Source organism: Vibrio xiamenensis (assembly GCF_900100015.1).
Taxonomy (GTDB): domain Bacteria; phylum Pseudomonadota; class Gammaproteobacteria; order Enterobacterales; family Vibrionaceae; genus Vibrio; species Vibrio xiamenensis.
Genome location: NZ_FNDD01000052.1, coordinates 1 through 15,603, shown reverse-complemented (window position 1 = coordinate 15,603; position 15,603 = coordinate 1). Strand labels below are relative to the sequence as shown.

The 15,603-nt window shown below is 39.8% G+C and carries 12 protein-coding genes; 5 read left to right on the top strand and 7 right to left on the bottom strand.

Translation table 11 applies throughout. The features are described from left to right. The first annotated feature begins 494 nt into the window (after nucleotides 1-494). Nucleotides 495-1,651, top strand: a protein-coding gene (locus tag BLS03_RS24440; protein ID WP_093279455.1) for an IS3 family transposase whose coding sequence is annotated in 2 segments (ribosomal slippage) — nucleotides 495-740 and nucleotides 743-1,651 — 1,155 coding nt in all. Because the reading frame shifts where the segments join, the coding sequence is not laid out codon by codon here. Between the two features lie 112 nt (nucleotides 1,652-1,763). Here BLS03_RS24440 and BLS03_RS24430 read toward each other — a convergent pair. The 7 genes from BLS03_RS24430 to BLS03_RS24340 form a co-directional block, all read right to left on the bottom strand. Further along, nucleotides 1,764-3,095, bottom strand: a complete 1,332-nt coding sequence (locus BLS03_RS24430) for a DUF6602 domain-containing protein (protein ID WP_093279454.1) — start codon at nucleotides 3,093-3,095, stop codon at nucleotides 1,764-1,766. 1,364 nt (nucleotides 3,096-4,459) lie between these two features. After that, nucleotides 4,460-5,179, bottom strand: a complete 720-nt coding sequence (locus tag BLS03_RS24410; protein ID WP_093279450.1) for a hypothetical protein — start codon at nucleotides 5,177-5,179, stop codon at nucleotides 4,460-4,462. A 1,299-nt stretch (nucleotides 5,180-6,478) separates the two neighbouring features. Continuing rightward, nucleotides 6,479-6,850, bottom strand: a complete 372-nt coding sequence (locus BLS03_RS24390; protein WP_093279446.1) for an acyl carrier protein — start codon at nucleotides 6,848-6,850, stop codon at nucleotides 6,479-6,481. Nucleotides 6,851-7,633: 783 nt separating this feature from the next. Further along, nucleotides 7,634-8,167, bottom strand: coding sequence for a toxin-antitoxin system YwqK family antitoxin (locus tag BLS03_RS24380; RefSeq protein WP_093279444.1), 534 nt, complete (start codon nucleotides 8,165-8,167; stop codon nucleotides 7,634-7,636). Nucleotides 8,168-9,557: 1,390 nt separating this feature from the next. After that, a complete protein-coding gene (locus BLS03_RS24365; protein WP_093279442.1) occupies nucleotides 9,558-10,151 on the bottom strand; it encodes a hypothetical protein in 594 nt (197 codons plus the stop codon). A 692-nt stretch (nucleotides 10,152-10,843) separates the two neighbouring features. Next, nucleotides 10,844-11,152 (bottom strand): DUF1272 domain-containing protein, encoded by a 309-nt coding sequence (locus BLS03_RS24350; RefSeq protein ID WP_093279441.1) that lies wholly within the window; start codon nucleotides 11,150-11,152, stop codon nucleotides 10,844-10,846. A 1,811-nt stretch (nucleotides 11,153-12,963) separates the two neighbouring features. Further along, nucleotides 12,964-13,725, bottom strand: coding sequence for an alpha/beta fold hydrolase (locus BLS03_RS24340; RefSeq protein ID WP_093279440.1), 762 nt, complete (start codon nucleotides 13,723-13,725; stop codon nucleotides 12,964-12,966). A 406-nt stretch (nucleotides 13,726-14,131) separates the two neighbouring features. Between BLS03_RS24340 and BLS03_RS24330 the strand changes: the two genes are divergently transcribed. The 4 genes from BLS03_RS24330 to BLS03_RS25985 form a co-directional block, all read left to right on the top strand. Further along, the gene (locus BLS03_RS24330; RefSeq protein ID WP_024699543.1) at nucleotides 14,132-14,359 is read left to right on the top strand and encodes a hypothetical protein; all 228 of its coding nucleotides are present in this window, start codon (nucleotides 14,132-14,134) and stop codon (nucleotides 14,357-14,359) included. 424 nt (nucleotides 14,360-14,783) lie between these two features. Beyond that, nucleotides 14,784-15,107 carry a hypothetical protein gene (locus BLS03_RS24325; protein WP_024699542.1) on the top strand — a complete coding sequence of 108 codons (324 nt, stop codon included), beginning with the start codon at nucleotides 14,784-14,786 and terminating at the stop codon, nucleotides 15,105-15,107. An 8-nt stretch (nucleotides 15,108-15,115) separates the two neighbouring features. Further along, nucleotides 15,116-15,421 (top strand): helix-turn-helix domain-containing protein, encoded by a 306-nt coding sequence (locus BLS03_RS24320; protein WP_093279438.1) that lies wholly within the window; start codon nucleotides 15,116-15,118, stop codon nucleotides 15,419-15,421. Further along, nucleotides 15,418-15,603: hypothetical protein (locus BLS03_RS25985; RefSeq protein WP_245696804.1), on the top strand; the 186-nt coding region annotated here is incomplete at its 3' end. The genes BLS03_RS24320 and BLS03_RS25985, both read left to right, overlap by 4 nt.

Sequence of the window (15,603 nt, the reverse complement as noted above, 5' to 3'; positions counted from 1 at the left end):
GCGATTTTTCGACAATGCTAAATTGGCTAGCGAAAACATTACCTTAAACACGAAAAACTACAAACGCGCAGATAACTTTTTGTGATTCAAGAACCAGCGAATTCTACCTTTTGTAAAAAGGCCGCCACAAGCGCGGAACGCGACATTAAAGCGAAGAATAAGCTTTTGCTTGCAAGAAACTTAACGAGCCAGGACGTCAGCAAGCACTGGCTTTTCGTAAACTTGCCCTTTCCACACTTTAAGCCAGAAAAACCTTCCACGACCAAATGCGATTTTTAATGAGGCAACTTCACGAACTTTGGCATGTGTTACGGTTTGAGTGATTCAAGAATTTGAGCCGAAAATGTTGATTTGCCGAAACCAAAAACGAATTACCAAAGAGAACCAAATTGAAGATATATTAAAATTTAGCCTTGTCGCATAACGCCCTGTGAATCGCCACTGATTTCCTAGATGTCTTTTAGTTAGATAAACTAGCTAAAAAAGAGGTGTCCATGAGCCATAAACGTTACCCCGAACAATTCAAAATCGAAGCAGTCAAACAAATCACTGTTGCCGGCCATTCTGTTGCTGACGTTGCTCAGCGTTTAGGTACCACCACGCACAGTCTTTACGTCTGGATTAAGCGCTACGGTCCTGACTCTGAGGAACACTTTCAGAAGTCTGCTGAGTCCGCAGAAATTCGACGATTACAAAAAGAGCTTAAGCGTGTTACTGAAGAACGTGACCTGTTAAAAAAAGCCGCGGCGTACTTCGCAAGCCACCCCGAGTAAGGTACGCCTTTATCCAAGAGCATCACCACAGCCACTCTGTGCGACAACTGTGTCATCTGTTTGATGTTCATCCGAGCGGGTATTACGCGTGGAGGAGCTGCGCAAAGTCGAAGCGACAACGTGACAATGAACGACTTACAGGTCAACTCAAACAATGTTGGCTTGAGTCCGGAGGCGTCTATGGATACCGAAAACTCCATCGAGATCTGCGTGATCTTGGCGAGCAATGCGGTATTAATCGTGTGCATCGCCTGATGCAGCGAGCAGGACTGCGAGCACAAGTTGGCTATCGAAAACCGAGAGCTCCTAGTGGTGAACAACACGTTGTTACGCCAAATCGTTTAGAACGACAATTCGATCCATTAGCGCCCAACACGGCTTGGGTAACGGATATTACGTACATCAAAACGCATGAAGGCTGGCTCTATCTTGGCGCTGTAATGGACTTGTTCTCACGACGAATAATTGGTTGGTCAATGGGCAGTCGTATCACCAAAGAGCTTGCGTTAGATGCTTTATTAATGGCGGTATGGCGTCGTAAACCTGCTGGCAAAGTGCTGGTTCATTCAGATCAAGGAAGCCAATATACGAGCCATGATTGGAGTGAGTTTCTAAGCGCACATGGTTTGGAAGGTAGCATGAGCCGTCGAGGTAACTGCCATGATAACGCAGTAGCAGAGAGTTTCTTTCAACTGCTGAAACGTGAACGAATTAAGCGAAAAATCTATGCGACCAGAGACGACGCAAAGATGGATGTGTTTAATTATATAGAGATGTTTTACAACCCGAAACGACAGCATAATTCCAATGATGGGCTATCACCGTTAGAGTATGAACGTCAGTATTTTAATGAGGCTAAAAGTCGTCTACTGAAGTAGTGGCGATTCAACCGAAGCTCCCGCATACTACCTTAAACACTAAACGCAACGCATAGTGAAAATGCCATGCGTTGCGAATCACTCTTGAACAGTTTGTTATGTGGTGTTTGAATTAGACTTGTCCAAATAGAGACAACCTAGAGTCAAAAGAGTTTTGTTCACACCAACATCTTAACTTTTTGACTTCATTTGATATTGCATACTTACCGCTACCTAGATCTGAAACTGCCATATCAGGCCAGACAAACTCTATATTTCCATGATCATCATTAGTAAACAAATTTGTGTCTAATAGTTTTTTCAAAAGCTGTCTTTTCCTCAAGCCTGACTTCTTACATAATTTTTTAAAATAAGGCTCATTTGAGTTTAAGTAACCTAGCCAACCAATCTGTGTGATCACACTATTTACAACATCGCTAACAATAACAGGTTCCCACGGGACTAACCGTTCAACATTTCTAAGCATTCGCTCTTTCAACTCAACCGATGAATACAGCCATCCTGATTGTTTAGATGACTCATCTGTTGCAAATTTACCCATAAGAAGGTTGACCATTACGTCTGACTCAAATTCATCTCCCCAAGGCATTGCAGCATTGAAAACTATAGATATTTTTGTCCAAACAACTTCAATTATTAAATTAACAACATTATCACGACTGGAACAAACTACAGGCCAATAACCATCGTCAAACCGAGAAACTTTGAATGGCATTCCCGTTGTCTTCACAAGCGAGTAGTTTTCACTTGTAATCAAATTGGGGATATTAGGGACACCAAATCCCGGTTGGTTTTTTTGTTCAGAAAAGAAGTCTACAAACGTAGTTCTTAGCCCACTTTCAGTTTTGTACCCACCATACCCATGAATTATTTTTATTGGGGAGTATGTATCCTGAACTAACGTATAGAAGATCAACGCATCTTCTTTAGTCATTTCATGGATATCTGAGTATTTCTTCGGGGCTGGCAGCCCAGTAACCTGAGCAAAAGATCTTGCAGCGTAAGCTACATTTATATCACCGCCATTATCTAAATAGTCTTCAAAATACTCAGAATAAGCCCTACTGACGCCTCTCAAATGATGATATGCATCAATTAAATCATCTTTAGTAAGAGTTTTCTTAACCTCAAATATTACGAGTACATCTTTGACATGGTATTCATATTTTCCTGTAAACCCTAATTGCTTACCCTCACCTCGAACAAGCATCCGATCTATTTCGCCAGAACGGTAACCTTTATCGTCATAGATAAAGCCTCCAACCATCTTAAGCTCCAAATTTGGAGGTAACATTCGGTCTACTACATGTTCAGTTAACGCTTCGTACATCGATCCTAAAGTTGGATTATGATCATAATCAAACTCTTGATATTTTGAGTCTTCAACTCGAATTATATCGTCCAGTATATCCGCAAGACTTGATACATTGCTTTTCATTAACATTATAACAACACTTTTAATTGTATTTCTTTTCAGTTTATTGCTTTGAAGCACGAACTGGTAATTTACCCCTAGGGGTGTTTAACTTAGCAAAACATAGATTATTTTGTTTTTTTGATCACTTCAATTTGGAGACTCAAAGCCACATAACGCCCAATTAAGTAGTGAGCAACGCAATACAAAAGCCACCGCATTGCGCCATAAACACAAAACTCACCGCAAACCAAAACTGCCACGCGTTGCGAATCTGCTTAAATTGTTTGTTATGCGAATTGTACGCAAACGCTAAATTGGCTAGCGAAAACATTACCTTAAACACGAAAAACTACAAACGCGCAGATAACTTTTTGTGATTCAAGAACCAGCAAATTCTACGTTTTGTAAAAAGGCCGCCACAAGCGCGAAACGCGGCTTTAAAGCGAAGAATTAGCTTTTGCTTACGAGAAACTTAACGAGCCGAAATTTCAGCAAATACCAACTTTCAGTAAACTTGCCCTTTCCACACTTTGAGCCAGAAAAACCTTCCACGACCAAATGCGATTTTTAATGAGGCAACTTCACGAACTTTGGCATGTTTTGCGGTTTGAGTGATTCAAGAATTTGAGCAGAGAATGTGGATTTGCCGAAACCCAAAAACGAATTGCCAAAGAGATTAAATTTGAAGAAACCTAAAAAATTAGCCTTGTCGCATAACGCCCTGTTAAGTAGTGAGGCACGCTATACAAAGGCCTCTGCACTACTCCGTAAACACAAAAACCACTGCAAACCAAAAATGCCACGCGTGCCGAATCTGCTTGAACAGTTTGTTATGTTTTACCACAACTGGTTCGCTCACATGGCAAAGAACTGAATTGCATAAAGAATTGTTTAACTTGCGTCACACGACGTTGTGGAATAAACCGACAAAAGCGATAAAAACTACGCGTGTAATTCCCAGGAATTGGATTGAGGCAACTTTGATAGCTTTTAGCGAGCGATTGCATCCCTTTCAAAACAGCGAAAAACAAAACTCAAATTGCCGAAAACCCCGCTGCCGATTTGCTAATTGAGGAAGAGAGCCAAAGCGACTTTAAACCAGACCATTTTTCAACACGCAGACGCGATTTCAAATTGAAGCAAACCACGAACTTTGAAGCGCGATTATGTTTGAGGGATTCATGAACTTGGGCAGATAATATTGAATTGCTGAGACAACTCGAACGAATTGCCAGAGAGACCAAAGAAATAAGCGCCAAGAAACCTTTTATTTCTTCTAAATTAAAGTGAAACATAACGCCGCGTTAAGGCGTGACGTAATGGGTGCCATACTTGAGCGAAGCGAAACTGGCACGCGTTGCGGAATCGCTCTTAAACGCTTTGTTAAGTGCCTATTCTTCTAGCAAAGTGCCATCTTGACACAAGCTTTCATATAGTTGGATATAAATCAGAACTTCTTCTTGATACCTACTATTACGAGAATTAGGTTCGTTATTTAACCAAAGGCAATATTGATAGCAAAACCTCATTTTTTTGTCCTGATCACGTATCAGGGACTTAGAAAAATGAGCCCATTCATTTCTAGGAAATTCTTGCTTTTCGAGCGATATCTTAGATTTATGAAGATACGTATACCACTGCATCGCATCAACTAGTTCACCGAATAAACCACACAATCGAATAACTTCTGGCGCTAAATAACCATTAGATCTAAAAGACTCTTTAATATTTTCAATATTGATTGCCTGAAAGGGCTCTTCTTCCCAGTCAATTTTTGATACACGAGTTACTGTACGCCACCTCTTATCAACCATGTTTTGTAGCATATTGATATGATTTAGGTAGTTAGAAATCTGTTCGTTTAAAGATGATTCTTTTCTGGCAATGTTGAGTTGATGAGTAAGTGAGAAGAACGCTATAGCTGCTGCTAAAGAAGCAAGTATTGGACTTAACATTCCATTGAAGAAAGAAGAAAACTCTACCCAAGCGGACGGTTTAAATGAAAGATCATTTTTCCCAACAAACCCAACCCCAAAAGCATAAGCTCCTACTACAAGTGCAATAAGAGCTAAGGTGAGAAGAATCACATGAAAGGGCTTGAACTTATTCAACTACTATCTCCTTAATCGCTGAGAGCACCTAGGCACTTAACGCCCTGTTAAGTAGTGAGGCACGCAATACAAATGCCTCTGCACTGCTCCGTAAACAAAAAACTCACTGCAAACCAAAAATGCCACGCGTGCCGAATCTGCTTGAACAGCTTGTTATGTTTTACCACAACTGACTCGCTCACATGGCAAAGAACTGAATTGCATAAGAAATTGTTTAACTCACGTCACACGACGTTGTGGAATTAACCGACAAAAGCGATAAATACAAAGCGTGTAATTCCCTAGAATTTGATTGAGGCAACTTTGATAGCTTTTAGCGAGCGATTACATCCCTTTCAAAACAGCGAAAAACAAAACCCAAATTGCCGAAAGCCCCGCTGCCGATTTGCTAATTGGGGAAGAGAACCAAAGCGACTTTAAGCCAGCCCAATTATCAACACGCAGACGCGATTTCAGATTGAAGCAACCCACGAACTTTGAAGCGTGATTATCTTTGAGGGATTCATGAACTTGGACAGACAATATTTAATTGCTGAAGCAACTCGATCGAATAGCCAAAGAGACCAAAGAAATAAGCGCCAAGAAACCTTTTATTTCTTATAAATCAAAGTGAAACATAACGCCCAATTAAGTAGTGAGCAACGCAATACAAAGACCACCGCATTGCGCCGTAAACACAATACTTACTGCAAACCAAAACTGCCACGCGTTGCGAATCTGCTTAAATTGTTTGTTATGCGATTTGTACGCATACGCTAAATAGACCAACGAAAACATTACCTTAAACACGAAAAACTACAAACACGCATATGACTTTTTGTGATTCAAGAACCACAGACTCAACATTTCATGAAAAGACCGCCACAAGTACGGAACGCTGCCTTAAAGCGAAGGTTTGGCTTTTGATTGCGAGAAACTTAGCGAGCCAGGATTTCAGCAAATACCGGCTTTCCATAAACTTGCCCTTTCCACACTTTACGCCTGAAAAAATCTCCACGACCAAATACGATTTTTAATGAGGCAACTTGACGAACTTTGGCATGTTTTACAGTTGGAGTGATTCAAGAATTTGAGCCGAAAATACTGATTTGCCGAAACCACAAAGCGAATGGCCAAAGAGATTAAATTTAGAGCAACCTAAAAATTTTGCCTTGTCGCATAACGCCTTGTTAAGGTGTGAGGCACGCAATACCGAAGCCTCCGCATACCACCTTAACCACTAAAATCAACGCATAGTAAAAATGCCACGCGTGCTGAATCACTCTTGAACAATTTGTTAGGTATTCTGACAACTAATACCTAGCCCAAAGAGTTAACACACGCTTTATGAACAGCCTCTTGAAATTCTCGGACCGTTACTTTGTCTTTAATTTTGGGCTCAAACTCTTCTTCATCGAAGTAAACTAACGGATCAACTACATCTTCGTCTTTAAGCTCGACCCCAATAGCTTCTTCCATATCAACAACTACAGTAATGAGGTCTAAAACATCAGTATTAAAGTTTTGGTCATAAAATGTCTTATCAATACCAATTTCATCCATATCAACATTGAGAGTCTTAGCCATTGCATCTAATACTTTATCGTCTACTGCATCACAGCTACTAGCCCAAACGAAGTTTGAATACGTAATTACCCATACTGAACAGAACACAAGTTTGAGATATTTCATGTTTTCCTCTTTGATACCTAACGCCGTGTTAAGGGGTGAGGCAACGCTACCGCCAAAGCGGATATGACCGCCTTAATCACTTAAAACGATTTGAAGTGAAAGTGCCACGCGTTGACGAATCCCTCTTAAACACTTTGTTATGTTTTACCACAACTGACTCGCTCACATGGCATAGAACTGAATTGCATAAGGAATTGTTTAACTTGCGTCACACGATGTTGTGGAATTAACCGACAAAAGCGATAAATACTACGCGTGTAATTCCCAGGAATTGGATTGAGGCAACTTTGATAGCTTTTAGCGAGCGATTGCATCCCTTTCAAAACAGCGAAAAACAAAACTCAAATTGCCGAAAACCCCGCTCCTGATTTGCCAATTGAGAAATAAAACCAAAGCGACTTTAAGACAGACCAATTTTCAACACGCAGACGCGACTTCGAATTGAAGCAACCCACGAACTTTGAAGCGTTATTATTTTGAGGGATTCATGAACTTGGGCAGAGAATATTGAATTGCTGAGACAACTCGAACGAATTGCCAAAGAGGACAAAGAAATAAGCGCCAGAAAACCTTTTATTTCTTCTAAATCAAAGTGAAACATAACGCCCAATTAAGTAGTGAGCAACGCGATACAAAAGCTGCCGCATTGCGCCTTAAACACAAAACTCACTGCAAACCAAAACTGCAACGCGTTGCGAATCTGCTTAAATTGTTTGTTATAACGCATTTGTACACACGATATTACGTTTACAATTACGAACCTACAGCATTAAAAATTTATACCTAGTAGTTGGAATTAATTTCTTTTATTACTTTGCCATTTTCATATTCTTGATAACGCCAAATACTAGCATCCTGCTTGTACCAAGTTTCCTTATTCAATCGCCCCGATATGAACTCCTGATGTAAACGTATTTCGCCTTCGAGGTAGAATGTTTTTACTTCAACAGGCTTTCCTTTGTCGTACAAATTATGGCTTTCCAAAGCACCATTATCGTACCAAGTTCTACTTTCACCATGTAACTGACCAGCGATATAGAAACCTTCTGCAGAGATCTGACCATTTTCGTAGAAACTGCGACTGATACCCTGTTTTCGCCCTTTATCATCATAGGTTTCTTCAAGCATCACTTGATCATTGCTTTGATAGTATGTCCAAAAGCCTACTTTGACACCTTCAGTACACTCACCTTCAGCATATAAATCATTTTTGCTGTACAGACGTGCATGACCTGTATACTTTTTCATCTCCTTGAGAGTGCCGGTATAAACAATTTCAATACGACCTCTAATAGTCCATTTGAGCTTAGGTGACATAATATTTCCTTTAACTGCGACTCATTAGATTAACGTCTGAATATTTTCATTAAAAAAGATTCAGATGACCTCTAGTCACTAAGAATAACGTTCCAACGCATCTAAATTAGCCGTTACCATCAATTGGTGGATTCTGCGTTATAACGCCCTGTTAAGTAGTGAGGCATGCCATACAAAAGCCTCTGCACTACTCCGTAAACACAAAACTCACTGCAAACCAAAAATGCCACGCATGCCGAATCTGCTTAAACAGTTTGTTATGTTTTACCACAACTGACTCGCTCACATGGCAAAGAACTGAATTGCATAAGAAATTGTTTAACTCATGTCACAAGCCTTTGTCGAATACACCGACAAAAGCGATAAACACAAAGCGTGTAATTCCTAGGAATTTGGTTGAGGCAACGTTGATGATTTTCAGCGAGCGATAGCATCCCTTTCAAAACAGCGAAAAACAAAACTTAAATTGCCGAAAGCCCCGCTGCCAATTTGCTAATTGGACAATGCACTTAAAGCGAATTTAAGCCAGACCAAATTTCAACGTGCAGGCGCGACTTCAAATTGAAGCAACCCGCGAACTTTGAAAGATAAAAGCGATTGCGGAATTCATGAACTTGGGACGGTAATATTGAATTGCTGAGACAACTCGAACTAACAGCCAAAGAGACCAAAGAAATAAGCGCCAAGAAACCTTTTATTTCTTCTAAATCAAAGTGAAACATAACGCCCAATTAAGTAGTGAGCAACGCAATACAAAGCTACCGCATTGCACCGTAAACACAAAACTTACTGCAAACCAAAACTGCCACGCGTTGCGAATCTGCTTAAATTGTTTGTTATGCGATTTTTCGGCAATGCTAAATTGGCTAACGAAAACATTACCTTAAACACGAAAAACTACAAACACGCAGATGACTTTTTGTGATTCAAGAACCAGCGGATTCAACATTTAGTTAAAAGGCCTCCACAAGTGCGGAACGAGACATTAAAGCGAAGATTTAGCTTTTACTTGTGAGAAACTTAACGAACTGAAATTTCAGCGAATACCGGTTTTCCATAAACTGGCCCTTTCCACACTTTGAGACCGAAAAACTTCCCTCGCCCAAATGCGATTTTTAATGAGGCAACTTCAAGAACATTGGCATGTTTTACGGTTTGAATAATTCAAGAACTTGGGCCGAAAATGCTGATTTGCCGAAATCGAAAAATGGATTGTTAAAGAGAACGAAATTAAAGAAACCTAAAAATTTTGCCTTGTCGCATAACGCCCAGTTAAGGGGTGAAGCACGCAATACCGATGTTACTGCATGGCACTTCAACACCGAAACCACCGCATACCAAAAATGCCACGCGTGCTGAATCCCTCTTGAACTGTTTGTTAAATGGCTTTTTACTGGTACTCATCTATGTTTTTACTAGCGTCATATGCGACCGTAATTACTTTAGCAGCCTCTTCTTCTAGATTTGACATCCATACTTTAAAATCAAGTGGTCCGCGGTCTACAACCAAACTCTCAGCAGTTAACAAACGTCTTTGTAATACCTTGTAGAGGAAAATAAACGAGCCCAAAGCCATATCAAGCTTTGGAAAGTTCAAAGAAATAGAGTCTTTCGACAAGTCTGTATGTGAAAAGAACTCATTTCTTAAAGCAAGTACCTCCTTAAGGTCAGCAACAAACTTACCCTCATAAGTATCAAGCTCCTTGAACATTTCTTTTCGGAAGCTACCTCGATCAACATCTAGTTTTTTCCAGTGCGTGTCCTCACTGTAGTTGCCAAAGCATTTAGCCCAAGACTCAATAAAATGCCCATAATGCGCGTTGCAAGTTGATACCCAAAAATAGTTATTACTATTTTTTAACTCGCTTATTTGCCTTGCATAGATCAAAGACCTGACACCAGATCTAATGACATCCATTTGCGCTGACATTAATTTCAATTCTCTATCGTCTGATTTTTCGGACTTAAATTTTGTCACGATCATTACTGCCTCTTGCCATTTAACGCCCAATTAAGTAGTGAGCAACGCAATACAAAAGCTACCGCATTGCGCCATAAACACAAAACTCACTGCAAACCAAAACTGCCACGCGTTGCGAATCTGCTTAAATTGTTTGTTATGCGATTTTTACGCAAACGCTAAATTGGCTAGAGAAAACATTACCTTAAACACGAGAAACTACAAACGCGTAGATAACTTTTTGTGATTCAAGAACCAGCGGATTCAACATTTCGTAAAAGGGCCGCCACAAGCGCGGAACGCGACATTAAAGCGAAGAAGAAGCTTTTACTTGCGGGAAATTCAACGCGCCGAAATTTCAGCAAACACCAGCTTTCCATATGCTTGCCCTTTCCACTCTTTGCGCCCGACAAACTTTCCACGACCAAATGTGATTTTTCATTGAGGCAACTTAACGAACTTTGGCATGTTTTTCAGTTTGAGTGATTCGAGAATTTGAGCCGAAAATGCTGATTTGCCGAAACCAAAAAACGAATTGCCAAAGAGAACGAAATTGAAGATATATTAAAATTTAGCCTTGTCGCATAACGCCCTGTTAAGTAGTGAGGCACGCTATACAAATGCTTCTGCACTACTCCGTAGTCACAAAGCTAACCGCAAACCAAAAATGCCACGCGTGCCGAATCTGCTTAAACAGTTTGTTATGTGAATTAGTTCTACCTTTCTTCAGGCTTTATACCTTTGACACCTGATGAAAATGCTTTTATTTCCTGAAACGTATATTTGGTATTAACTCTCTTCGTAGAAGCAGGTTTAGATTCAAGGCTAACTCCTGGCCTTCTCGCAACTTTTGGCCTTATGGGTCTTGGAGTTAAACCTCCTCCACAATTAGGACAAACATTTTCCAAAATGGTATTCACGCAAGTAACGCAAAACGTGCATTCATAACTACAAATCATTGCTTCCGTTGAGTTCGGATTTAAGTCTTTGTCACAACATTCACAATTCGGTTTTAATTCCAACACGTACTGATTTCCCTATCTATTCACATAACGCCCAATTAAGTAGTGAGCTACGCACTACAAAAGCTACCGCATTGCGCCATAAACGCAAAACTCACTGCAAACCAAAACTGCCACGCGTTGCGAATCTGCTTAAATTGTTTGTTATGCGATTTTTCGGCAATGCTAAATTGGCTAACGAAAACATTACCTTAAACACGAAAAACTACAAACGCGCAGGTAACTTTTTGTGATTCAAGAACCAACGAACTCAATGTTTTGTAAAAAGGCCGCCACAAGCGCGGAACGCGGCTTTAAAGCGAAGATTCGGCTTTTGTTTGCGAGAAACTTAACGAGCCAGGACCTCAACAAATACCAACTTTCCGTAAACTTGCCCTTTCCACACTTTGCACCCGACAAACTTTCCACGACCAAATGCTATTTTAAATGAGGCAACTTCACGAACTTTGGGATGTTTTACGGTTTGAGTGATTCAAGAATTTGAGCCGAAAATGTTGATTTGCCGAAACCAAAAAACGGTTGGCCAAAGAGATTAAATATAGAGAAACCTAAAAATTTGGCCTTGTCGCATAACGCCCAATTAAGTAGTGAGCAACGCAATACAAAAGCTGCCGCATTGCTCCATAAACACAAAACTCACTGCAAACCAAAACTGCCACGCGTTGCGAATCTGCTTAAATTGTTTGTTATGCGATTTTTCGGCAATGCTAAATTGGCTAACGAAAACATTACCTTAAACATGGAAAACTACAAACGAGCAGATGACTTTTTGTGATTCAAGAACCAACGGATTCAACGTTTCGTAAAAAGGCCGCCACAAGTACGGAACCCGGCTTTAAAGCGAAGAATAAGCTTTTACTTGCGGGAAATTCAACGAACCGAAATTTCAGCAAATACCGGCTTTCCGTAAACTTGCCCTTTCCGCACTTTACGCCCGAAAAACTTTCCAAGACCAAATACGATTTTCAATGAGGCAACTCCCAGAACTTGGCATGTTTTACGGTTTGAGTGATTCAAGAATTTGGACCGAGAATGCTGATTTGCCGAAACCGAGAAATGAATTGCCAAAGAGATTAAATTTAGAGAAACCTAAATTTTTTCCTTGTCGCATAACGCCCTGTTAAGTAGTGAGGCACGCTATACAAAAGCTTCTGCACTACTCCGTAAACACAAAACTCTCTGCAAACCAAAAATGCCATGCGTGCCGAATCTGCTTGAACAGTTTGTTATGTTTTACCACAACTGACTCACCCACATAGCAAAGAACTGAATTGCATAAGAAATTGTTTAACTTGCGTCACACGATGTTGTGGAATAAACCGACAAACGCGATAAACACAAAGCGCGTAATTCCCAGGAATTTGATTGAGGCAACTTTGATGGTTTTAAGCGAATGACGGCATCCCTTTCAAAACAGCAAAAGACAAAACTCAAATTGCCGAAAACCCCGCTCCCAATTTACTAATTGGGAAATAGAACCAAAGCGACTTTAAGCCAGACCAATTACCAACGCGTAGGCTCGACTCCGAATTGAAGCAACCCGCGAACTTTGAAGCGTGATTATCTTTGAGGAATTCATGAACTTGGGAAGACAATATTGAATTGCTGAGACAACTCGAAAGAATTGCTAAAGAGACCAAAGAAATAAGCTCCAAGAAACCTTTTATTTCTTCTAAATCAAAGTGAAACATAACGCCGCGTTAAGGGGTGAACAACGCCACCACCGAACTTAACTTATTGTACCGTAAACACTAAAACTGATTCAAACTAGAAATGCCAAGCGTTGAGAATCCCACTTAAACGCTTTGTTAGGTTTATTGAATCGACTTCTTAATTATTGACGCCAATCCTTCTGGATTCTCCCATGCCATTGAATGTCCCGCATTGGCTACAACTGCAACGTTAATATTATGACTAACCAACTCATCATAATCTGGGTCAGGTAAACTTTCACTTCCATAAATATATGTTTTAGAGGCATCCAGTGAATAATAGATTTGGCGCCAACTTGGCGTTTGACCTTTTATCAAAGATACGGAATTTCGGTGAATGGCTGTTGGTGAACTGTTTGATAGCCCTGCCGCCCATTCAGTATTACCACTTGAAATACTCTCTTGAAGAATGTTCGCATACCCAAATTTTATAAAATCACTTTCACTATAATTTGCGATTTGTTTACTGAAAAAGCCACCACCAGAATCAAGATTTGCCTCACTTAGAATAATAGCCTTAACTTTATCTCTTACGCAGTTTGCTAATGCAATAGATACCGCACCACCCATGCTGTGACCAAAGATTACAATATTATCTATGCGCAAATATCTTAATAGCTCCTCGAGATATTTAGCATGATTAGCTATTGTATAATCGAACAATTCAGGTTTGTCACTGTATCCAGAGCCGATTAAATCGACAAGTATACGTCTATGATTAGCTAAGCCACCATTTGTAGCTACTTGTGGATAATCAAATGAAGATGCACATCCAAGACCATGAATGAAAATAATTGGAATTTCCTCGCCAGGAAGGTCGTGATATCGAAGAACTACATTATCTTTAAGTTTAAACTCTTTCATTTTGCTACCTAACCATCATTAAATGCTCTGAATAGTAGCACAATAACTGTATACAAATACAGTATCATTCAAATGCATATTCACTGTGAAACCTAACGCCGCATTAAGGTGTGAGCAACGCCACCACGAAACGTAACCATACTACCATAAACACAAAACCCAACGATTAACACCGAAACTGCCAAGCGTTGCGAATCACTCTTAAATGCTTTGTTAAGTTTCTTGGATTCACGTTCGAACGTCAATCCACGAAACTGACTAGTTAAAAACACGAAAAGTTAAAAAGTTTAACTTTTATGTTGCTTTAACTTTTTAAGATGGATAGTATAGACCCTGTTGTAAAGACATGATTGTTAACACTATACAGTCAATGTGGCTGCTTCACGGAAAATCTAGAAGGTATTCTATGAAATCTACAGATAGCCGTAAGGCAGTCCTAAGTGCTGTGACAATTATCGAGAACTTGATTGAAGTAACCGTAAAGAACGAAGAAGACGAAATGACGGAACAATTAAGAGAAGCGAAAGAACTACTTCTTTCATCTCTTGGAGGCAGCAGCTTTGACGTATTCACTTACGAAAATGCTTTAGCCTGCATTAAGTTCATTATTGAAGTTCTTTCTAATAATTCTTAACACAGCCACTTCACCTCTATAAGCCTTTGCAAGCATATAGGTTGAGTTCTCCATCGCCGACAAGCTTTTGTTTGTTGCAATTGGAGGTGTTATACAGAAACGCAGTGGTACAGTCACTAAAACAACTGAAACTGCCAATCTATTGGTAAATCTTACAACTAGACCTTGGTTCCGGAAGTTCCAAGACCAAATGTAGGTATGACGGCTACATAACAAACCGTCTACATTTTCGCCAATTTGGCACCATTTTGGGTCTATAGGGTATGTAATTATGAATAAGAATTTTTCTCTTACGTAACCATTGACCGTATTACAAAAAAGTGAAGCAGTCACTTTTTTGTTCAAAAAGACAACAACTGACTAAAGTGTCTTTTTGAGGTGAAAGCAATCAACAACTTTCAATTTTAATGATGGAGTAACTCTTATGATTGAAGTGAAACTCGATAGTAAGAAATCACTAAATGTGGTTGACCTATCAATATCTTATGCACTTGAGGAGTGTATTAGACGCGAGATTGAGCTCCTTGACGCATCAGTTATTTCTGACTTAGAGCCCAAGTATCTACTTGTGGTAGCAATAATGAGCGAAGCTAAAGAAAGCCTTGTGTCTAAATACAACAAACTAAAATCTTACTATGAAGAACAGTCAGGTATCTTCAAATGTACCGCTCTAATGTGGTCGACGCTGAGTCACCATAATTCTCGTGGAGGACTAAAATTAAACAACATATTATTTATTAATAATTAGGCATTATAATGACAGAAAAAAACATAGCCTTTGCGGGGTTCAAGTTGAAAGGCTTAAGAATAAACAAGCAGTATAGCCTCGCAGAAACTGCTAAACATTTAGATATTACAACTTCTTATTTGTCGTTAATTGAGAATGGCAAAAAATCACCATCGAAGAAAGTTCTGAGCAAAGCATCGGATCTTTTTGAAGTGTCAATTGACACATTTTATGAGAACCCCAAACTATTAGAAGACTTAGAGGAGCTAACTAAAAGCTCTGATCTATCTGAAATCATCCAAGCATTCGAGATCATCCTTCGTGAGAAATCATGAAGGTTCTCGAGAAACTTAACGCCCAATTAAGTAGTGAGCAACGCAGTACAAAAGCCACCGCATTGCGCCATAAACACAAAACTCACCGCAAACCAAAACTGCCACGCGTTGCGAATCTGCTTAAATTGTTTGTTATGCGATTTTTCGGCAATGCTAAATTGGCTAACGAAAACATTACCTTA

Bases quoted from the DNA above. Each gene is read 5' to 3' on its own strand.
- BLS03_RS24430 (WP_093279454.1), bottom strand. From the start codon at position 3,095: ATGTTAATGAAAAGCAATGTATCAAGTCTTGCGGATATACTGGACGAT.
- BLS03_RS24390 (WP_093279446.1), bottom strand. From the start codon at position 6,850: ATGAAATATCTCAAACTTGTGTTCTGTTCAGTATGGGTAATTACGTAT.
- BLS03_RS24380 (WP_093279444.1), bottom strand. From the start codon at position 8,167: ATGTCACCTAAGCTCAAATGGACTATTAGAGGTCGTATTGAAATTGTT.
- BLS03_RS24365 (WP_093279442.1), bottom strand. From the start codon at position 10,151: ATGATCGTGACAAAATTTAAGTCCGAAAAATCAGACGATAGAGAATTG.
- BLS03_RS24340 (WP_093279440.1), bottom strand. From the start codon at position 13,725: ATGAAAGAGTTTAAACTTAAAGATAATGTAGTTCTTCGATATCACGAC.
- BLS03_RS24330 (WP_024699543.1), top strand. From the start codon at position 14,132: ATGAAATCTACAGATAGCCGTAAGGCAGTCCTAAGTGCTGTGACAATT.
- BLS03_RS24325 (WP_024699542.1), top strand. From the start codon at position 14,784: ATGATTGAAGTGAAACTCGATAGTAAGAAATCACTAAATGTGGTTGAC.
- BLS03_RS24320 (WP_093279438.1), top strand. From the start codon at position 15,116: ATGACAGAAAAAAACATAGCCTTTGCGGGGTTCAAGTTGAAAGGCTTA.